15 protein-coding genes are annotated in these 18,948 nt (G+C 64.4%); 9 read left to right on the forward strand and 6 right to left on the reverse strand.

Annotation, left to right across the window (positions count from 1 at the left end; genetic code table 11):
- The first annotated feature begins 119 nt into the window (after positions 1 to 119).
- The 4 genes from A3AS_RS0129945 (at position 120) to A3AS_RS0129960 (ending at position 6,558) form a co-directional block, all read left to right on the forward strand.
- A complete protein-coding gene (locus A3AS_RS0129945) occupies positions 120 to 2,291 on the forward strand; it encodes an exopolysaccharide transport family protein (RefSeq protein ID WP_018321182.1) in 2,172 nt (723 codons plus the stop codon).
- A 2-nt stretch (positions 2,292 to 2,293) separates the two neighbouring features.
- Positions 2,294 to 3,433 carry a glycoside hydrolase family 5 protein gene (locus tag A3AS_RS0129950; protein WP_018321183.1) on the forward strand — a complete coding sequence of 380 codons (1,140 nt, stop codon included), beginning with the start codon at positions 2,294 to 2,296 and terminating at the stop codon, positions 3,431 to 3,433.
- A 98-nt stretch (positions 3,434 to 3,531) separates the two neighbouring features.
- Positions 3,532 to 5,076, forward strand: a complete 1,545-nt coding sequence (locus A3AS_RS0129955; RefSeq protein ID WP_245283316.1) for a hypothetical protein — start codon at positions 3,532 to 3,534, stop codon at positions 5,074 to 5,076.
- A 162-nt stretch (positions 5,077 to 5,238) separates the two neighbouring features.
- Positions 5,239 to 6,558 (forward strand): aminotransferase class V-fold PLP-dependent enzyme, encoded by a 1,320-nt coding sequence (locus A3AS_RS0129960; RefSeq protein ID WP_026202504.1) that lies wholly within the window; start codon positions 5,239 to 5,241, stop codon positions 6,556 to 6,558.
- 28 nt (positions 6,559 to 6,586) lie between these two features.
- Here A3AS_RS0129960 and A3AS_RS0129965 read toward each other — a convergent pair whose 3' ends face one another.
- The gene (locus A3AS_RS0129965; RefSeq protein ID WP_018321186.1) at positions 6,587 to 6,985 is read right to left on the reverse strand and encodes a VOC family protein; all 399 of its coding nucleotides are present in this window, start codon (positions 6,983 to 6,985) and stop codon (positions 6,587 to 6,589) included.
- Between the two features lie 159 nt (positions 6,986 to 7,144).
- Here A3AS_RS0129965 and A3AS_RS0129970 point away from each other — a divergent pair, with 159 nt between their 5' ends.
- On the forward strand, positions 7,145 to 8,908 hold the full coding sequence (locus A3AS_RS0129970; RefSeq protein ID WP_018321187.1) for a phospholipase D-like domain-containing protein: 1,764 nt from the start codon (positions 7,145 to 7,147) through the stop codon (positions 8,906 to 8,908).
- A 145-nt stretch (positions 8,909 to 9,053) separates the two neighbouring features.
- Here A3AS_RS0129970 and A3AS_RS0129975 read toward each other — a convergent pair whose 3' ends face one another.
- Both A3AS_RS0129975 and A3AS_RS0129980 read right to left on the reverse strand, forming a co-directional pair.
- Positions 9,054 to 10,076, reverse strand: a complete 1,023-nt coding sequence (locus A3AS_RS0129975; RefSeq protein ID WP_018321188.1) for an LLM class flavin-dependent oxidoreductase — start codon at positions 10,074 to 10,076, stop codon at positions 9,054 to 9,056.
- A gap of 161 nt (positions 10,077 to 10,237) precedes the next feature.
- Positions 10,238 to 10,702 carry a hypothetical protein gene (locus A3AS_RS0129980; RefSeq protein ID WP_018321189.1) on the reverse strand — a complete coding sequence of 155 codons (465 nt, stop codon included), beginning with the start codon at positions 10,700 to 10,702 and terminating at the stop codon, positions 10,238 to 10,240.
- 1,221 nt (positions 10,703 to 11,923) lie between these two features.
- Here A3AS_RS0129980 and A3AS_RS0129985 point away from each other — a divergent pair.
- Positions 11,924 to 12,484: a group 1 truncated hemoglobin gene (locus tag A3AS_RS0129985; RefSeq protein WP_049815028.1), complete on the forward strand. Its 561-nt coding sequence runs from the start codon at positions 11,924 to 11,926 to the stop codon at positions 12,482 to 12,484.
- Positions 12,485 to 12,518: 34 nt separating this feature from the next.
- Here the strand turns inward: A3AS_RS0129985 and A3AS_RS0129990 are convergent, their stop codons facing one another.
- A complete protein-coding gene (locus tag A3AS_RS0129990) occupies positions 12,519 to 13,202 on the reverse strand; it encodes a class I SAM-dependent methyltransferase (protein WP_026202506.1) in 684 nt (227 codons plus the stop codon).
- 26 nt (positions 13,203 to 13,228) lie between these two features.
- Complete coding sequence (locus A3AS_RS0129995) at positions 13,229 to 13,687, reverse strand: Rrf2 family transcriptional regulator (protein WP_018321192.1); 459 nt, start codon at positions 13,685 to 13,687, stop codon at positions 13,229 to 13,231.
- A gap of 142 nt (positions 13,688 to 13,829) precedes the next feature.
- Here A3AS_RS0129995 and A3AS_RS0130000 point away from each other — a divergent pair, with 142 nt between their 5' ends.
- Together A3AS_RS0130000 and A3AS_RS0130005 are read left to right on the forward strand one after the other, a co-directional pair.
- Complete coding sequence (locus tag A3AS_RS0130000) at positions 13,830 to 15,101, forward strand: MFS transporter (protein ID WP_049815029.1); 1,272 nt, start codon at positions 13,830 to 13,832, stop codon at positions 15,099 to 15,101.
- A 316-nt stretch (positions 15,102 to 15,417) separates the two neighbouring features.
- Positions 15,418 to 15,711 (forward strand): hypothetical protein, encoded by a 294-nt coding sequence (locus tag A3AS_RS0130005; RefSeq protein WP_018321194.1) that lies wholly within the window; start codon positions 15,418 to 15,420, stop codon positions 15,709 to 15,711.
- Between the two features lie 18 nt (positions 15,712 to 15,729).
- On the opposite strand, the gene A3AS_RS0130010 is transcribed toward A3AS_RS0130005, so the two are convergent.
- Positions 15,730 to 17,751 carry a YgiQ family radical SAM protein gene (locus A3AS_RS0130010; RefSeq protein WP_018321195.1) on the reverse strand — a complete coding sequence of 674 codons (2,022 nt, stop codon included), beginning with the start codon at positions 17,749 to 17,751 and terminating at the stop codon, positions 15,730 to 15,732.
- Between the two features lie 129 nt (positions 17,752 to 17,880).
- Between A3AS_RS0130010 and A3AS_RS0130015 the strand changes: the two genes are divergently transcribed.
- Positions 17,881 to 18,825 (forward strand): DMT family transporter, encoded by a 945-nt coding sequence (locus A3AS_RS0130015; protein WP_018321196.1) that lies wholly within the window; start codon positions 17,881 to 17,883, stop codon positions 18,823 to 18,825.
- Positions 18,826 to 18,948 lie beyond the last annotated feature (123 nt).

Here is an 18,948-nt window from a genome sequence, read left to right on the forward strand (position 1 = left end):
GTTCTCAGGTTTTGCCATGACCGGCTTCGCGCGCCGGCCGTAACCGGCGGTTAACCATGGATATTTACGGTGTCGAAAGCCTCTGAACTGTGACTGTCAGTTGATTTCGAGTCGAGCCCATGGCGTTCGGTAGCCGCGCAACTCCGCGAAGCATCGCCCCGACGGAGCCTGCGGCTTCGTGGGAAGCGCCGCGGGCTGCGCGGATGAAACCTGACGGCGCCGCGCCGGCGCTGATCAAGGGATCGCTGACCGTCACCGGAGTGCTGTCTTTCCTGCGCGAGAACGGCCGGCGCATTCTGACGCTGGCCCTGGCGCTGTTCGCCCTCGGCGTCGTCGTTCTGATGATTCTGCCGGTCCGGTACGCCGCGACCGCCCTGGTCGTGCTCGATCCCCGGGAGCTGCGCGTGACCTCGGATCAGGAGGTGCTGCCGGGCATCGGCCAGGACGCCGCGGCGCTTCAGAGCCAGATCGAGATCGCCAAATCGGACGGCTTTCTCCGCCCCCTGATCGAGCAGCTCAAGATCGCCGATGACGATGATATCGCGGGCGGTCATACCGACATGACGCGCCTGCTCGAGAAATTCCGCAACCGCCTCGAGATCACGCGGCGCGGGCTCACCTACGTCATTGCGATTTCCTTCACCTCGAACCGCCCCGAGCGGGCCGCTTACTACGCCAACGCCATCGCCGAGGCGTTCGTTGCCAGCCAGGGCCGCGTCCGCACCGAGGCCACGGACGAGGCGGCCGACTGGCTCAAGAACCGGCTGAACACGTTGAACGAGCGGCTGCGCGCATCGGAAGACGCCGTTGCCGCCTTCAGGCTCGAGCACAAGATCCTCAATGCCGGCAAGGATTCGACCACGCAGCAATTGCGGGTGACCGATCTCAATCAGCAGGTCTCCGCTGCTCGTCTTCGCACCGAGGAAGCCAAGGCGCGCTACGAGCAGGTGCAGCGCGATCTCAAGGCCAATGTCGAAGGTCCCGTGAAGCAGGACCTGTTGAGCATGCTGCGTGCGCAGCGCTCGACCCTGAACGACCAGATTGCGCAGAAGAAGGCGGTGTACGGCGACCGCCATCCCGACCTCGCGATCTCCTACAGCCAGCTGGCCGATATCAACCGGCAGATCGAGGTCGAGCGGAAAAAGAACATCGACACGGCGAAGTCCGAATATGAGGCCCAGCTGGAGCAGCAGAACGCGCTGGAGAAGCAGCTCAAGGCGGTCGAGACGCAGATGCTGGTCGACGGCCAGGCGCTGGTGAAGCTGCAGGAGCTGCAACGGGACGCCGATGCCAACAGGAACATTTACGAGCAGTTCCTGTCGCGGTTCAAGACGACCAACGAGCAGCGTCAGCTGCAAAACTCCCAGACCAAGATCGCTTCGCCCGCCATTCCGCCGCTGCGCTCGACCCGTCCGCCGCTCGCTTTGCTGCTGGCGGCGCTGGCGATCGGCTCGCTGCTGACATCGACCGCCGCCACTGCGGCGATGACAAGCATGTCGGGCGGGCCTGCGCCTGCCGAGGCTGCCGTGCGCGCGGCGGCGCAGGATACGCAAGGCGGGCAAGTCCAGCAGCCGCTCCAGCCGCAAGTCCAGCAGCCCGCCGCTGCCGCGCCCCGGCCCGAGGCGATGCCGCGCCTTCCTGTCTGGGCCCGCATCCCCGATCTTTCGTCCGGAGCCGGGACCAACACCAACACCGTCTGGCAAAGACCGATCGCTGCCTCAGTGGAGCTCGATCTCGGCGCCTATCTGCGGCCGCTGCTCGAGCGGATCGATCGCGTGCCGGTGCGCGGTTGCAAGGTCGCCCTCGTGCTGTCGGTCGGCAAGAGCGCCGGCGGCAACACCGTTGCGCGCTCGCTCAATCGCGCCGCCGTGAACCGGGGCATGATGAGCGTCTTGATCCGGCTGCAGGGCGAATTCGCAGGTCACCAGCCGCCGGTGACCGAATGGAACGACGGCTCGACCACGGCAGGACTTCAGTCGATCGACGAGCTCCTCAGTGCCGGCCGAAAGGCCGATGCGAGGCCCGAGGACGATATTCGTTCGGAGTTCGATCTGATCATCGTCCATGCCGGCAATCTCGCCCTGCAGCCCGACGCCATCGCGCTGGCGGCGCATGCGGACCTGATCGTCCTGGTGACGCGCGCCGGCGAGCTCGGTTCGGCGGCGATGCGCCGGGTGACCGCCGCGCTGTCGCGGTACGAGGGCGTGCCGACGGGTTTGGTCGTCAATCACGCGCCTGCGGGCTCGACGGCGCCTCACCCCGAGGGCGGCGCATTGGGCCTTGCGGTTTGACGATGAAAGCGGCGCGCCGTCGTTGGCTGACTGCTGCGATGCTGCTGTCGATCTCGTTCGGAGCGCCGGCCTTCGCCGACACTTGCGTGCCCGTGCCGCAGACCGTGGCGCCGGCGAGGCTCGCCGCACTGTCGCGCGGCTTCAATGCCGATGGCTGGATCAACGGCGAGGTGCCGAGCCGCGAACTGCTGCAGCAACTGCGCCGCGCTGGAATGACTCACGTCCGGCTGCCGGTGCCGGCCGAGCGCGTGATGCCCCGGTTCGCCGCGAAGGTCGACCGCGACGAGACGCTGCGCGCGCTCGAGGAGGCGCTGAAGCAGCTCACCGCGCTCGGCTATTCCATCTCCGTCGATCTTCATCCCGGCGAGCGCTTCAATCGCCTGCACAAGGAAGATCACGACGCGGCGCTGCGTGAGATGCAGGACGCCTGGGGCAGCCTCGCGGGAGTCATTCGCTCCTATCCGGCCGACCGCGTCTTCGCCGAGCTGCTCAATGAGCCCGATATCGACACCGACACATGGCAGAGGCAGGTCGAGACGCTCGCCGGCTTCGTCCGCAAATTGCTTCCCGCCACGACCCTCATTGTCGGCCCCGTCAACTGGCAGCGCGCGGACTCGCTGCCGCGGTTTCGTCCGCTGGACGATCCCGACATCGTCTATGCCATCCACTTCTATGATCCCATGGTGTTCACCCATCAGGCCCACTGGGATGCGCAGGATCCGCTGCACGACATCATCGATCTGCCTTATCCGATCAACGCCGGCGATCCCAAAGTGCAGGGGCTGCGCCAGGATCTGCAGGCGAGGGGCGCGACCAAGGCGCTCGGCATGCTCGACACTGCAATTGCCGCCGCCAAGGACAAGCCAGGCGCCGATCGCTGGCTCGCGCCGGCGCTCGCATGGCAGCAGCAGTTCAAGCGGCCAATCATCGTCAACGAGTTCGGCGTGCTGAAAGCCGGCGCGCCCAGACAAAGCCGGTTGCGCTGGCTGGCGGACGTCACCGCTTATGCCAGGGAGCATTGCTGGGGCTGGACGCATTGGGAGCTGGCGCAAGGCTTTGGCCTCGTCGATCGCAGCACGGGCAAGCCCGATCCCGACGTGATGCGGGCGCTGCTCGGCGTGCCTCGGCGCGACCGGCGCTGACATCGCACGGGTTCGCTATCGTTAAGGAATCCTTACACATCGCCCCGCTATCGTGCTCGACGCGCGCTGCCAAAGGACGATTGATGGGTGCCGGGGACTTGACCCAGGTTCAGACCGTGCCGGCCGAGCCATCGCCGCCGGCCTGGCGCGAGCTGGTTCCGACCCTCTGCATCGCCGTGGCAGCGATCGGCTTTGCTCCGGTCCTGCATTTGGCCTATCCGGCCCTGGCCATCGTGGTCGAGGTCCTCATCGGCATCGCCATCGTGCTGGCGGTCCCGACCTATGCGCCGGCCATCGCGATCTTCGTCCTGTTCTTCCAGAACCTGTTCGTCTCGATCCTGTCGCCGCTGGTCCCGCTGCCGTCCGATCTCGACTTCATCAAGGGCTACAATTTCCTCGTCTGCTCCGTGATGTGGCTGGCGACGTTCGGCCTTTACGTGCTGGGCCAGAGGAATCAATCGGCCGAGGTGAACCAGATCATGCGCTGGGGTGTCGTCACCCTCGCCGTGGTGTCGCTGTATTTCGCGATCGGCTTCATCCAGGACGGACAGCCGGCGGCGGTCTATCTGCGCAATATCGTGCTGCCGCTGTTCCTGTTCCAGCTCTCGCTTCTGACGGCCGCGACCTATGAGGTGCGCATCACGCCGTTCCTGGTGATGCTCGCGGTCATCCTTCTGCTGTGCGGCTATGTCGAGCTCGTCTTCCGCGATCTCTGGCTGGCCATCACCAACAGCTATACGTTCTGGGGGTTCGACGAGCTCAAGGCGACCCATTCGGGTGTCTGGGAAGCCCAGATGCGGGCCACCGGCAACGTGCCCGTCGACCTCAAGGACCGCTTCAGCTTCGACTTCCTGAATACACCGCTGCTCGAAGGGTTCGGCCTGTCGAAGATGCTGCGCATCAACGGTCCGAACATGCATCCGATCAGCTTCGCTTACGGCGTCGGGTTTCTCGCCCTGTTCCTGTTCTCGGTGGGACGGCCGCTGCTGGCCCTCGCAGCATTGCCGCTGCTGATCTTTTGCAGCGTGAAGGGCGCGCTCATCGTGGTGATCTTCGTGGTTGCGGCCTGGGTCGCGACCCGTCTGATCGGCGCAGTGGTGACGTTGTTGCTCGGCTTCTTCGGCATGGCCGCCTTCGCGGTTCTGGCGATCCGCCTCGGGCTGCAGATCGGCGACTATCACGTCATCGGACTGATGGGTGGTTTGGACGGATTCGTGCAGAGACCTTTCGGCCGGGGCCTCGGCATTGGTGGCAATTTGTCGGAGAGCTATTTCTCCATCGACTGGAGTGCCGCACAGGCGGCCGGGACGATCGACGGCGCCGTCGAGAGCGCGATCGGCGTGCTCTTGTACCAGATGGGCGTTGGCGCCTTCGTGCTGCTGGCCTTCTATTTCGCGATGGCGCTTAGGGCATGGCGCCTCTACGCCTCATCGGGCTATCTGACGCAGGGTCTCGCCGGCTTCGGCGTCATGGTGGTGCTGCTCAACGGATTGTTCCAGGAAGAGGCCCTGTTCGCGCCACTCGCGCTCGGGCTCATGCTCTCGCTCACGGGCCTCGTCATCGGCAGCCATGTGAGAATGCAGGCCGTCGCCCGCGAGGATATGGCAGTCGAGCCTCTCACGCACTATCAGCCGGTGGCGTAGCCCGGCGGCACGCCGGCCGTCCCTTCGCAAACGGCACCAGCCACGCGCGTAGCCCGCTCGCGCCGCGGCCTTCAGGGGCCGGCATCATCGAACTGTCACCGCCTTGTCATTCGCGCTCTACTGATCGCTGCTCCTTTCGCCGCGCATCGTGGAGGCTGATATATGCATCTGATCAAGACCATTTCGTCCGACCGCCGGTCGATCCTGAAGGGCCTCGCAGCCGCAGCCATGGCGCCGATGGCCGCGCCGGCGATGGCGGCCGAGGGCCTGCCGGCGCAGCCGGCCGGTTCGGCCGCCGCGATCGCCGCCGACAAGGCCTATTGGGCGGCGGTGAAGGGGCTCTACGCCGTGACGCCCGATGTCGTCAATTTCGAGAACGGCTATTGGGGCATCATGGCCGAGCCTGTGCGGCGCGAGTTCATCCGCCAGTCCGACATGATCAACTTTCAGAACACCTATTACGCGCGGCAGCGCGCGGGTGCGGATTTCGAGGCGGTGCGCGCCAAGGTGGCGGAGGCGGTCGGCGCGGCGACCGAGGAGATCGCGCTCACCCGCGGTGCGACCGAAGCGCTGCAGCTCCTCATCGGCGGCTACAACCGGCTGAAGCCCGGCGATGCCGTGCTCTATGCCGATCTCGATTATGATTCGATGCAGTATGCGATGAACGCGCTGAAGGGGCGCCGCGGCGTCGACGTGGTCAAGTTCGACGTGCCGGAGCCCGCCACCCGCCAGGCGGTGCTCGACGCCTATGCCCGCGCCATCGAGGCGAACCCGAAGACGCGACTTCTGCTCCTGACCCATGTCAGCCACCGCACCGGCTTTGTCATGCCGATCGCCGAGATTGCCCGCATGGCCAAGGCCAAGGGCATCGACACCATCGTCGACGCCGCGCATTCCTGGGGGCAGATCGACTTCCGGGTCGGTGAGCTCGAGGCCGATTTCGTCGGCTTCAATCTGCACAAATGGATCGGCGCGCCGCTCGGCGTGGGCTTTCTCTACATCAGGAAGGACCGCCTCGCCGCCATCGACCGTGACATGGGGGATGAGGATTTTGCGGAGGCCGATATCCGTTCGCGGGTTCACACCGGAACGGTCAATTTCGCCACGGTGCTGACGGTGCCGACGGCCGTGGCGTTGCATCAGCAGATCGGCGCCGCCGCAAAGCAGGCCCGCTTGCGCCATTTGCGCGACTATTGGGTGAGCCGTGCCCGCGGATTCAAGGACATCGAGATCCTGACGCCGGACGAAATCGGCTCATACGGCGCGATCACGTCCTTCCGTCTCGCCGGCAAGACCAGCAAGGCCGACAACGAGGCCATTGTGGTAAAACTGCGGGACAGCCACAAGGTCATGACGGTGCGCCGGGCCGGCGTCGCCAGGGGCCAGTGCATCCGCGTGACGCCGGCGCTCTTTACCGACGAGGCCGATCTCGATCGCCTCGTCGAGGCGCTGGCGGTGATCACGGGGACGAAGACGGGGTAAGGCCGGGCGGGGCGCGGTCGCTCGTGTGTCAGCTGCGCTTGGCTGACTGGATCAGGTCCCAGCGGTTGCCACAGAGATCCTCGAAAACCGCCACCACGCCATAGGCCTCATGCCGTGGCGCCTCGACGAAGCGCACGCCGGCGGCGATCATGCGCGCATGATCGCGCTCGAAATCATCCGTCTCCAGGAACAGGAAGACACGTCCGCCGGTCTGGTCGCCGATGCGTGCCATCTGCGCCGGACCGTCCGCCCGCGCCAGGAGCAAGCCGGGGCCAAAATTGCCCCGCGGCCGCACCACCACCCAGCGCTTGCCGCCACCGAGCGGCGTGTCCTCGCAAAGCTCGAAATTCAGAGCGCGTGTGAAGAAAGCAATCGCGTCATCATAGTCAGCGACCACGAGACTGACGAGGGACAGATGCTGATTCATCACGCAACCTGGTGGATGGCGGGAAGCTCGCTGTCAGGAAGACAAGGGTAAGCATCGCATTGGCCCGGCCGGTGCAGCCCTCATGCGCCAAGCATCACGCGCTTGCAATCAAAAATTGTGTTGATAGGATTTGCCCCAAACTTCAGGGCGGGGGGCAGAATGAAGAATTCCTATCAGGTCACGGGCACCAATGCGAACGCGCCATTCACCCTGAAGATTCATCGCGGCGACGGGATGTTGCTGCTCGCGATGAACTGGCGGCACGGCAAGCCGCCGCGCGATTTCGTCGGCTTTGCAATCGAGTACAAGGAGCCGAAGCAAGACCGGTTTTGGCCGGTACCCAACCGCATCGGCTTTCCGGGTCAGCGCAAGAAGCCGAGCGACCCGATGCTCCCGAGTACGATTGCGCCGATTCAAAAATTCCGCTGGGTGCATTTCCCCTGGCACGCCGACAAGGACGGACAATTTCTCTATCGCGTGACACCCATGTTCATGGACAAGTTGGGAACGCTCAGTCGAGGCGAACCGCAGGAAGCCTCGATCGCCCTGATGCGCGAGACATTACCGGGCAAGCTGAATGTTGCTTTCACGCGCGGTTATGTGTCCTCGCAGTCCTTTGTTGAGAAGTTCGCGCCCGACCGCAAGCTCGGCAGCCTCATTCCAGATGATGCGAAGGATGGTTTGACCTTCAAGCCCACGAACAAGAAGGCCGAGGAAGCCTACAAGTGGATGGGCTTCGAAGCGCGTGCGTCGATCCTCGACGTGCTGGATGAGGCGATCGCCGCCAAGGCCAATGTTCGCGTCATCGCTTATGACTTCAACATGCCCGAAATCCTGACCCGTCTCGAAAAGCTCGGAAAAAGGCTGAAGGTCATCATCGACGATTCGACGGCCAAGGGCGGCGGGCACAAAGCCAAGGATTCGCCCGAGAGCGTCGCTGAGAAGCGCTTACGCAAATCGGCCGGGGCTGACAACGTCAAGCGCCAGCATATGGCGAACCTGCAGCACCATAAATCCATCGCGGTTTCCGGCAAGGGTGTGCATAAGGTCGTGTACGGCTCCACGAACATGAGCTGGCGCGGGTTCTACGTGCAGTCGAACAATGCGGTCATTGTCAACAGCAAGAATGCTGTCGACGATTACTTCAAGGTTTTCGATAGCTATTTTTCGGCGGAAGCCGCAGGCGATTTTCGCGACTCCGAGGTGGCGACGGGTTGGCGCGATCTGGGAGTGAGCGGACTCGGCGGAAAGGTCGCTTTTTCGCCGCATACCGAAGAGAACGGGCTCCTGGCTGTGGTGGGCAAGGACATAGCCAAGGCGAAATCCAGTGTTCTTTTTTCTTTGGCGTTCCTGGGTCAGATGAAAAATGGACCGATCGGTCCTGCCCTGGGTCGCGCCATCAAGAGCAAGACGGTGTTCGCGCTTGGCATCGCCGATGCGCGCGTGAAGGAAGGGAATTTGGGCGTCACCGTATTGACGGCCGACAACAAGAAGCGCGTCGTTCGTTCGTCGGCGCTGACCGGCAATGTGCCGGCTCCGTTCAGTACGGAACCGTCAGGACTTGCCGGCAGCGACGGTCAGCACCGGGGTACTCGGATGCATCACAAATTCGTCGTGCTCGATTTCGATGCCGATGATGCACGCGTTTATCTGGGCTCATACAATTTCTCTGAGCCCGCCGATACTGACAATGGCGAGAACCTGTTGCTGATCAAGGATCGCACGGTCGCGACCAGCTACATGATTGAAGCATTGCGCATCTACGATCACTATCGTTTCCGCTCCGCCCGCGAGGACGCAAAGGGCAAGAGCAAAAAGGTGCTCGAGCTTCAGTTGCCGCCCAAAAAGGCTTCAGAGAAGCCGTGGTGGCAGAAGGATTGGGACGATCCGATCAGCAGGAGAGACCGGGAGCTATTTGCCTGAAGCATGATCCGGGAAAGTGCGCAGCGGCTTTCCGAAAAAATCATGCTTAAACAACGACCTAAAGCGCGGTGACGCTTCATCCTGATGGCGTCGCGCTTTAGCGCCCGGAATCCAGGTCAATGTGGCGCCAAGGTGGACCACTCGCTCACCGCCACCCCAGCGCCGGCGCGACGTGCTTCAGGATCGCCTCGATCGCATGCGCGCAGTAATCGACCCCTAACTGGTTCGGGATCGTCAGCAGCAGTGTATCAGCCTCCGCAATCGCCTCGTCCCGGCGCAGCTGCTCGATCAGCACATCCGGCTCGGCGGCATAACTCCGGCCGAAGATCGCCCGGGTCTGCGGGTCGATGAAGCCGATCTGGTCCTCGCCTTCGCGCTCCCCGCCGAAATAGGCGCGGTCGCGATCGTCCATCAGCGCAAAGATGCTGCGGCTGACGGAGACGCGGGGATCACGGGCGTGGCCGGCCTCCTTCCAGGCGGCGCGAAAGCTACGGATCTGCGCGGCCTGCTGCACGTGGAAGGCTTCGCCGGTCTCGTCGTTCTTCAGCGTCGAGCTCTGCAGATTCATGCCGAGCTTTGCCGCCCACACCGCGGTGGCGTTGGAGCCGGCGCCCCACCAGATCCGCTCGCGCAGGCCTTGCGCGTGCGGCTCGATGCGCAAGAGGCCCGGCGGATTGGGAAACATCGGCTGCGGATTGGGCTCGGCAAAGCCTTCGCCCCGGAGCAGGTCGAGAAACACCTCCGCATGGCGCCGGCCCATGTCCGCATCGCTCTGGCCCTCGGCCGGGCGATAACCAAAGTAGCGCCAGCCGTCGATCACCTGCTCGGGCGAGCCGCGGCTGATGCCGAGCTGTAGCCGGCCGCCGGCGATGAGATCGGCGCTTCCGGCGTCCTCCACCATGTAGAGGGGGTTCTCGTAGCGCATGTCGATCACGGCCGTGCCGATCTCGATTGTGCTGGTTCTGGCGCCGACCGCCGCGAGCAGCGGAAACGGCGAGGCGAGCTGGCGCGCGAAATGATGCACGCGGAAATAGGCGCCGTCCGCGCCGAGTTGCTCGGCCGCGACCGCAAGCTCGATCGATTGCAACAGCGTGTCTGCGGCCGAGCGGGTCTGCGATTGCGGTGAGGGGGTCCAGTGTCCGAAGGAGAGGAAGCCGATCTTTTTCATGAGGGCTAGGTATGCATGACCGGAAGAATTTGCGAGACGTTGGCCGAGGGAAAAGTGGCGGCAGGGCGTGTGCCCGTAAGTGCCTCCAGGAGGAAGCAGGCCCGGGTTCGCACCACGACGTCAGGTCGTTCGATCTTGATCCGTCGTGCCCGGAAGCGGCCTCAGATTTCGCAACCGGTCAAATTCAATGCCTTGAGCAGGCCGCCGAACGCCTTGAGTCGACAGGGCTCGGTCTCGCTGGCGGCCTTTGCACGCTGCGCATTGGCAGTTCGCTTGGCAACAATTGCCTTTGGTTTCGGCCTGGGACGTTCAGCGGTCGCGATCTTCTTCGTATCGCGCCGATGACGGACGATTGGTTCCGGTGCGGTCGAACCGACTTGGATGTCTTGCGGAGCAACGGGGTTCTCGACCGGAGCGTCCTGTGTTGGCATCGCGCTGCTCACAGCGGCAACCTCGAGGCGATCGGCCTTCGGCAACGCGTCATGTGACGCAGAGACGCTAGCGCTCTGCTCGGCAAGCGGCGGGGCGATCGCGACGGCGCGACGCGGTGGAGCGCTCAGCTCCATTGCCGACAGCACGCCTGCGCTCAACAGGATGAGGAGGCCCAACAACGCCATTTTCAGCATAAAGCGCCTCTAACCTAAGTTAGTGCCGCTGAAAATTCTCCGCGCCAATAAGGCAACTTGTCGGCGATTGCCGACCTACGGCGAATCATTTGCCGACAGGGTTAACGTCGGTGCTGCTTCCGCGGCCGCTGAGAATAGACCGTACAGCTGGGCACCGCCTGACCGATTGGGCGACCGCTGCTTTTGACCCAATGCAGACAGGCTCCCCTTCGACGGCAGCGAAGCCTCGCCAAAGTCCCTCTCGTCGCGGAAGCTAAGTTGACCGCAGGGTCCGAGGTCAGATCGATCGTTGGCTGGTAAACCCTTCTACCAGAGTCTCCGGCGAGATTTTGATCCGCCGTGTTGCATCGGCGGTCAGCCAGTTCATCGCAGAGGGTCCAACCCATAGCGATCGGTCTGGGCTGCTTGGATTGGCGGATCTGTTTGGTCCAGCCGGGGCTTCCGGAATCCCAGGATTGCGCCAGCGGACGACGGAGTTGACGCAGGTTTTCTTGATCCAACGACGCAGCAAATTGTAACGGCGCTCGACGTTCGCCGCGGTCTTCTCGCTTGCCTGATCAGTCGCGATCGCAAATCGGCCTTGTGTGATCAAACGTGCCGGTGATTACGCACCTTATGAATTGAATTGTGGCATGCTCAGCTCTGCAATACCAATCGTTGCACGATGGGATGAATTCGGCCGGTAGCTTTGGCAGGTCCTCGGGGGACCAGATGATGCAGTGGTAACCGACAGAGGCGACATTTCGAGTTGTGGGGGGCGCGGCCGACTTCCACCGCGGGCCATCGACGAGAAGAACCACGGGATCGCGTAACACCTCCGACATGAGCACAGCCTCGTCATCTGGATGCATCACAAATCGAACGTCGCTTCTCACACAGCCCCCTAGTTCCACCACAGCCCGCCCTGCAAAGACGTAGTGTTGCTACTTCCTTTTTGCGGCAAGAGTCCGGGCCTGGCCCTTTTCGTCCGCGTTCGACGCTTGGCTCGACGCCAGCTCTCAGGGGCGCGGCGGGCTAGATTTGCTCATACCAAGTTTCTTCGCAGTTCGGCGGGCATGGGTCGGCGTCCAGCTCAAAATTTCCAGGAACCATTTCCGTTCCGAACCATCCAATGGGTGCGCGGCAATCACCGACAGGCCTCCGGACGGCAACGCGCACGGCGGCCGTTGCACGGGATATGCTGGCTGCAATGCCTCAGGAAACCGATGTAAGGAGGTGCCCATGGCAAGGCCTCGTTCGACTTCCATCAGCAGACGAAGTGTGGTCGCAGGACTGGCGCTGACCGCCGCCCCCGTGGCTTTGGCCGGAGCCAATCAAGCGCGTGCGCAGGCCCAGCAAACCACTCCGGATCAAAGCCTGTATGAACGACTTGGCGGCGTCTTCGCCATTGCAGCGGTCGTGGATCACTTCAGCGACGCTGTCGTAAAGAACGCCGTCGTCGGTCAGAAGTCAAAAAATCCGCAGTTGAGGGAATGGCACACCAAAAATCTGAAACGCTTGCCTGGTCTCAAGTTCATGCGAACACTTTGGGTCTGTGACGTTTCGGGTGGGCCGTTCCAGTTCAAAGCCACCAGGCCGGGGACGACGCCCCTTGGCCTTGAGGAGGCGCACCGGGGCTTGCGGATCTCCCCGGCGGAATTCGACGAGGTCGCCGCTGAACTCGGACGGACACTTGACTTCGCCAAGGTCCCGAAGCGCGAGAAGACCGAAGTACTAGCTGCGTTCGCCAGCCACAAAGATGAGGTGACCGCCGGTTACGTATCGAGAGCCAAGCGCGGTTGAAGCATCCCGTGGTGCCGAACGACGAATTGCGACCTCACGCATAGGCGACCCAGCCGCGGAAGGCGAAGCCGGTATAGAACAGGGTTGGGTCCGTGAAGCCGGCCTCGCGCAAGATCACCTCGTCCTGCGCGGGCGCCAGAATCTCCAGATGGTTGGTGACGGCGTTCCGCGCGGCGGCCGCCTGCTCGGGCTCGACGCCGGATGCGGCCAGGAACGCCGAGTACCGCGACAGCCACAGCGGGCGCTCCTGCTCGCCATTGGGCGCGCTCAAATGCGCGACCACGAACGGCGCGCGCGGCTTGAGGCGGCGACGGACCTCCGAGGCGATGCGGCGCCGCTCCTCGACGCCGACGAAGTGCAGGGTCAAGAGGCAGGTGGCACCGTCGAACGGTCCCTCCGGGGCATCATCGATATAGCCTTGATGAAGGCGTGCACGGGATGCGAGCGATCCCAGGGTTTGCCCGGCCAGCGCCAGCATCGCCGCGGACGGATCGACGCCGTCGAAGCGCCAGCCGGGATGCGCCTGCGCAAACGCTTTGAGCTCGAGGCCGCCACCCGCGCCGAGGACGAGCACCTGCCCATCGCTTGGGACCCTTTCGGCGAGCAGAATCGCCGTCATGGACTGCATGGCGTCATAGCCCGGCACGAAGCGCCGCGGCCCCTCGGTGTATCTCGCCACGAATTGCGGATCGGAAAATGCGGCTTGCATGTCGGTCATGATGTTGTCTCCGTGAATGGAGCCGTTCACGCGCGATGCGCGCTGATATCGTGGATCTTTCGGGACCCGAGCCGCTTGCGCAGGTCCTCGCCCAGCATCGCCAGCGTCACCTCGCCGAGCCGCGCCAGCAGCAGCGCCTCCGCATCGTCAAAGGCCTGATCGAGGGCGGCATTGACGGCCTGCTCGACCAGACAGCCGGGCGCCTCGGTCCGGTTGCCCATCGCCAGAAGCGGGGGATTGCCGAGCGCGGCATAGACGTCGCGCAGCGTCACCTTCGACAGGTCGCAGGCGATGGTCCAGCCGCCGCCGTGCCCCTTCTCGGAGCGCACGTAACCGATCTCCCGCAGGCCCGCCATGATGCGGCGGATCACCACCGGGTTGGTGTCCATGGCCTTGGCCAGCGTCTCGGACGTGAACGGCCCAGGCTGCTGCGCCATGTGTAGCAGCACGTGCAGAACGCCGGAGAGTCGGGAATCTCGCTTCATGTAACTTTATATGTTACATGATGGCGGCGACGTCAAGCGGGCCCCACGCAGGTCTTTCCGATCCCATAATTCGACCGCGAGCGAAGGACCCGCCGTCAGGCTTGTGCACAATCGCGCCGCGGGGCGCAGGCTGTCGACAAAGATGCAGAACAGCACGTTTTATGGTTGGCGAGTCGTCGCGGCGAGTTTTGGTCTCGCCGTTCTCGGCCTTGGTTTCGGCTTCTATGGTCCGCCGATCTTCCTGAACGCGGTTTGTGAAGCCAGGGGTTGGCCGCTGGCGTTGGTCTCGATGGCCGTCACCGTGCACTTCCTGATTGGATCGATCGTGACCGCCAATCTGCCGGCGCTTTATCGGCGCTTCGGCATTGCGGCCGTGACGAAGGCCGGCGCTCTCTCCCTGGCCGCCGGCATCTTGGGATGGGCGAGCGCGACAACGCCGTGGCAGCTGTTCGGCGCGACGTTGCTGAGCGGCGCGGGCTGGGTGACGATGGGCGTCGCCGCCGTCAACGCCATCGTGTCGCCCTGGTTCGTCCGCCGCCGCCCTGCGGCGCTCGCCGTCGCGTATAACGGCGCGAACGTCGGAGGGATCATCTTTCCGCCGCTCTGGGCCGCGGCTATTGCAATGTACGGCTTCGCCATCGCAGCGGCCGTCCTCGGCGTGATCATGGTTATCCTGGTGTGGATGCTCGCAAGCACCGTGCTGTCACGCACGCCTGCGCAGATCGGATCGCTGCCGGACGGAGCGGAGCCAGCCGCGGCGACCGGGCCTGCGGATGCTGCGCGGCGGCTCCCGGGATCGCTGATCTGGCGAGACCGAAAATTCCTGACGCTCGCGGCCGGCATGAGCCTCGGGCTGTTTGCGCAGATCGGCCTGACCGCGCACCTGTTCTCGCTGCTGCTGCCCGCGCTCGGCACGCAATGGGCCGGACTGGTGGTCGGGTTGATCGGCGCTATGGCGATCATGGGTCGAACGCTGCTGGGCTGGCTCATGCCGGAGCGCACCGACCGGCGGCTGATTGCCTGCGCCAGCTACACGGTTCAAATCATGGGCTCGATGATCTTCATCGCCGCGGCTGGAACGAACGTTCCGCTGTTGATTCTTGGCGTCGTCCTGTTCGGTGTCGGATTCGGCAACGGCACGTTCCTGCCGCCGTTGATCGCCCAGGTCGAATTTGCACCAGAGGACGTACCGCGTGTCGTCGCGCTGATCGTTGCGATGTCGCAAGGCGCTTATTCATTCGCGCCGGCGGTCTTTGGCTTGATCCGCGAATGGTTTTCGGCCGCCGCCTCTGGTGCCGCGCCAGGCTTCTATGTTGCCACGGCGTTGGTGCAGGGATTGGCGATCTACGCTTTCTGGACGGGGCGCCGTGCTGAAGCCGTCAGGGCCGACACGCAACACCGGGCGCGCCGATGATGTCATCCTGCTCCTGTTTTGCCCGACGGATCAATGATCGTCTCGCAAAATCAGGAATTCTCGCCGCGAATTCCGAAAGGATCATGCTCTCTTGCCGCGTCCTATGCTGTTGATTTTGCTGTCCCCGGCTACTGTGCATGGGGTTGTTTTCGCACATTTCTGTCCTGCGATCAGGAAGGCCGGGATAGACCATGCTGATTTGTCACGGTGACGCCGCCGCGCGCGGGGACAACAATCGGCCAGGGCGACCGGCCGGGCTTTTCGTCCTCACCTCGCACGGCCCCGTTTTCATCAGTCCATTTTTCGGAGGCGCATCATGCAGGTTTATAATGTGGTCAGGTTCAAGGTGAAACCGGGTGAGGAAGCCGCCTTCCTCGACGCGCATCGGAACGGCAAGGCCAAATGGCCGGGGCTGGAGCACGGCGTCATCATCAAGACCGGCGAGCAGACCTTTTGCCTCATCGGCACATGGGCCAGTCAGGACGCGTTGGTCGCGGCACGATCGGCGATGATCAAGACGCTCGACAGCTTCAGGTCCGTGCTCGAGGACCAGGGCAACGGACGCGGCGTGACGGACGCGGTGTCGGGGCCGGTCGTGCTCGATCTCTAGGAACGCTGCCGCGCGCGTTCACTTCATCACCCGCAGCCCCTTGGTCGTGAACCGCTGCGTCTTGCCGCCCGGCCGCACCGGGCGGCGCGTGCCGGCGGCCTTGCCGGTGCCGGGGGGCTGGTGCGCGGGCACGAGCTGGTGGGGCTGCGAGCCGATCAGATCGCGGCGGCCCATCTCGATCAAGGCCTCGCGCAGCACCGGCCAGTTGTCGGGATCGTGGTAGCGCAGGAACGCCTTGTGCAGGCGGCGCTGGCGCAGGCCCTTGATCGCCTCGACCTTGTCGCTGCCGCCGTGGCGGACGCCGCGCAGCGGATTGACGCCGGTGTGGTACATCGCGGTGGCGGTCGCCATCGGCGAGGGCAGAAAGGTCTGCACCTGATCGGCGCGATAGCGGTTCTTCTTGAGCCACAGCGCGAGGTTCATCATGTCCTCGTCGGTCGTGCCCGGATGCGCCGCGATGAAATAGGGGATCAGGTAATATTTCTTGCCCGCCCGTTCGGCCGCTTCGTCGAACATCCGCTTGAACTTGTTGTAGGCGCCGATGCCCGGCTTCATCATCTTGTCGAGCGGCCCCCGCTCGGTATGTTCGGGGGCAATCTTCAAGTATCCGCCGACGTGATGGGTGACGAGCTCCTTGATGTATTCGGGGCTCTCGACCGCGAGGTCGTAGCGCACGCCGGAGGCGACCATCACCTTCTTGATGCCGCGGGTCTCGCGCACCTTGCGATAGAGGCGGATCAGGTCGTCATGCGAGGTGTTGAGGTTCGGGCAGATCTCGGGGAAGACGCAGGACGGCCGCCGGCACGCCGCCTCGACCTTCGGATCCTTGCACGCCATCCGGTACATGTTGGCGGTGGGGCCGCCGATGTCTGAGATCACGCCGGTGAAGCCCGGCGTCTTGTCGCGGATCTTTTCGATCTCGCGCAGGATCGAGCCTTCCGAGCGGTTCTGGATGATGCGGCCCTCGTGCTCGGTGATCGAGCAGAAGGTGCAGCCGCCAAAGCAGCCGCGCATGATCGTCACCGAGAACTTGATCATGTCCCAGGCCGGGATCTTTGCTTCGCCGTAGGACGGATGCGGTGCGCGCGCGTAGGGCAGGTCGTAGACCGCGTCCATCTCGTCGCTGGTCAGCGGGATCGGCGGCGGGTTGAGCCAGAGATCGCGATCGCCATGACGCTGCACCAGCGGTCGCGCATTGCCGGGATTGCTCTCCCGGTGCAGCACGCGCGATGCGCGGGCATAAGCTTCCTTGTCCTGCTCGACCTGCTCCAGCGCCGGCAGGCGGATGACGGTCGCACCCTTCTGGCGCGTCGCGCCCTCGTCGGCGGAATCGAGATCGTCGGCGTGCAGCTCGGTGTAGTCCTCGGGGACCTTGCGGAAAAGCGCGACACCCCTGATGTCGTCGAGCGCGCGCGGCGCTTCGCCGGCGGCGAGCCGCTGCGCCACCTCGACGACGGCGCGCTCGGCATTGCCGTAGAGCAGCAGGTCGGCCTTGGCGTCGGCCAGCACCGAGCGGCGCACCTTGTCCGACCAGTAATCGTAATGCGCGATCCGGCGCAGCGAGGCCTCGATGCCGCCGAGCACGATCGGCACGTCCTTGAACGCCTCGCGGCAGCGTTGGGCGTAGACGACGGTGCAGCGGTCCGGCCGCTTGCCGCCTTCGCCGCCGGCCGTATAGGCATCGTCGCAGCGCAGGCGCCGGTCCGCGGTGTAGCGGTTCACCATGGAATCCATATTGCCGCCGGTGACGCCGAAGAACACTTTTGGCTTGCCGAGGGCCTTGAACGGCTCGGCCGAGTGCCAGTCCGGCTGCGAGATGATGCCGACCCGAAAGCCCTGCGCCTCCAGCAGCCGGCCGATGATGGCCATGCCAAAACTCGGATGGTCGACATAGGCGTCCCCGGTCACCAGCACGATGTCGCAGGCGTCCCAGCCGAGCGCGTCCATCTCGGCGCGGCTCATCGGGAGGAACGGTGCCGGCTTGCGCGGCTGCGCCCGGGCCATCAGCGGCTTTGCGGCGGTGATCATCTGGGTGTCCATGGCGCCAAGGGATAAGTCCCCACGCCTCCGAATTCAACCGACGGGCGCGTGAAAGTTGAGGTTCCCGGGCCGCGGCCGGGGCGTCGTCAGGGTTCTCACCGCGGCCGACATCGGATATCCGGTTACCCCATGGGCAAGGAAACCTCTGACGGCGGTCATGACGCAGTGGCCGGCGTATCGCCGTCCCCGAATGCCTGGCTCGGCGTGATTGCGCTGGTCGGCTTCATCCTGGTGGCGACCGCGCAGGCCTCCAATCAAATTCTGGCGCGCGGACTCGCGGGCTCCGTCCCGCCCTTCGCGCTCGCCTTCTTCCGCTGGAGCATCGTCGCAATCGGGCTCGCGCCGATCGCGCTCAAGGAGATCCAGGGCGGCCGCGTGCCGCTCGGCCGAAACGTCTGGCCGATCCTCGCCGCCGGCTTCATGGGCATGTTCCTGTGCGGCGGTCCGGTCTATGCCGCGGGCGTCTCGACGACGGCGATCCACATCGCGCTGATCATGGCGCTGTCGCCGATCACGGTGCTGCTGATTTCCGCCTTGCGCGGCATGGAGCATGTCGGCCCGCTGCAATGGCTCGGCACCGCGCTGGCGCTCGCAGGGGCGCTGCTCATCATCTCCGGCGGCCATCCGCAGACACTGATCGAACTTCAGACCGCGGCGGGCGATGGCCTCGTCGTGATCGCGATGCTCGGCTGGTCCGGCTACACGCTGCTGCAATCGCGCGCCGCGCCAAAGGCGTCGCTGCTGGCACGCATCAGCCTGTTCTCGGGCGCCGGCGCCCTATTCTCGCTGCCGCTCGCGGCCATGGAGATGTGGGCGACGCCGGGGGAGGTCTTCAGCACCAAGGCGCTGTCGGCCTATGTCTTCGCCGGGATCGTTCCCGGCCTGCTCGCCTATGCGGGCTTTGCCTGGCTCGGCGGCAAGTTCGGCTCGGTGCGGACCTCGCTCGTGCTCTATCTCGGGCCGATCGCCAGCGCGCTGCTGTCTTTCGCTATCCTCGGCGAACCGCCGCAGCTGATCCATCTTTTCGGTGGTTTGCTGATTTTGGGTGGCGTCTGGGCCAGTTTGCGCCGCTAGTTCCATCCGCATGCGTCCAGGTTCACCCGCAGGAACCATCGGCCTTCGCGGACATTCTGATGAGGGGTTGCCGCGAGCCCGGCTCGCGCGCACTCGCGATGTTCGCCTCTGGCGATGGGGGAG

It is taken from the genome of Bradyrhizobium sp. WSM2793 (assembly GCF_000379585.1).
Lineage (GTDB): Bacteria > Pseudomonadota > Alphaproteobacteria > Rhizobiales > Xanthobacteraceae > Bradyrhizobium.

What these genes read in the sequence shown, in the direction of transcription:
- A3AS_RS0130000 (WP_049815029.1), top strand. Translation starts at nt 13,830, where the DNA reads ATGCAGAACAGCACGTTTTATGGTTGGCGAGTCGTCGCGGCGAGTTTT.
- A3AS_RS0130010 (WP_018321195.1), bottom strand. Translation starts at nt 17,751, where the DNA reads ATGGACACCCAGATGATCACCGCCGCAAAGCCGCTGATGGCCCGGGCG.
- A3AS_RS0129990 (WP_026202506.1), bottom strand. Translation starts at nt 13,202, where the DNA reads ATGACCGACATGCAAGCCGCATTTTCCGATCCGCAATTCGTGGCGAGA.
- A3AS_RS0129985 (WP_049815028.1), top strand. Translation starts at nt 11,924, where the DNA reads ATGGCAAGGCCTCGTTCGACTTCCATCAGCAGACGAAGTGTGGTCGCA.
- A3AS_RS0129970 (WP_018321187.1), top strand. Translation starts at nt 7,145, where the DNA reads ATGAAGAATTCCTATCAGGTCACGGGCACCAATGCGAACGCGCCATTC.
- A3AS_RS0129960 (WP_026202504.1), top strand. Translation starts at nt 5,239, where the DNA reads ATGCATCTGATCAAGACCATTTCGTCCGACCGCCGGTCGATCCTGAAG.
- A3AS_RS0130005 (WP_018321194.1), top strand. Translation starts at nt 15,418, where the DNA reads ATGCAGGTTTATAATGTGGTCAGGTTCAAGGTGAAACCGGGTGAGGAA.
- A3AS_RS0129950 (WP_018321183.1), top strand. Translation starts at nt 2,294, where the DNA reads ATGAAAGCGGCGCGCCGTCGTTGGCTGACTGCTGCGATGCTGCTGTCG.
- A3AS_RS0129995 (WP_018321192.1), bottom strand. Translation starts at nt 13,687, where the DNA reads ATGAAGCGAGATTCCCGACTCTCCGGCGTTCTGCACGTGCTGCTACAC.
- A3AS_RS0130015 (WP_018321196.1), top strand. Translation starts at nt 17,881, where the DNA reads ATGGGCAAGGAAACCTCTGACGGCGGTCATGACGCAGTGGCCGGCGTA.
- A3AS_RS0129975 (WP_018321188.1), bottom strand. Translation starts at nt 10,076, where the DNA reads ATGAAAAAGATCGGCTTCCTCTCCTTCGGACACTGGACCCCCTCACCG.
- A3AS_RS0129965 (WP_018321186.1), bottom strand. Translation starts at nt 6,985, where the DNA reads ATGAATCAGCATCTGTCCCTCGTCAGTCTCGTGGTCGCTGACTATGAT.
- A3AS_RS0129945 (WP_018321182.1), top strand. Translation starts at nt 120, where the DNA reads ATGGCGTTCGGTAGCCGCGCAACTCCGCGAAGCATCGCCCCGACGGAG.
- A3AS_RS0129980 (WP_018321189.1), bottom strand. Translation starts at nt 10,702, where the DNA reads ATGCTGAAAATGGCGTTGTTGGGCCTCCTCATCCTGTTGAGCGCAGGC.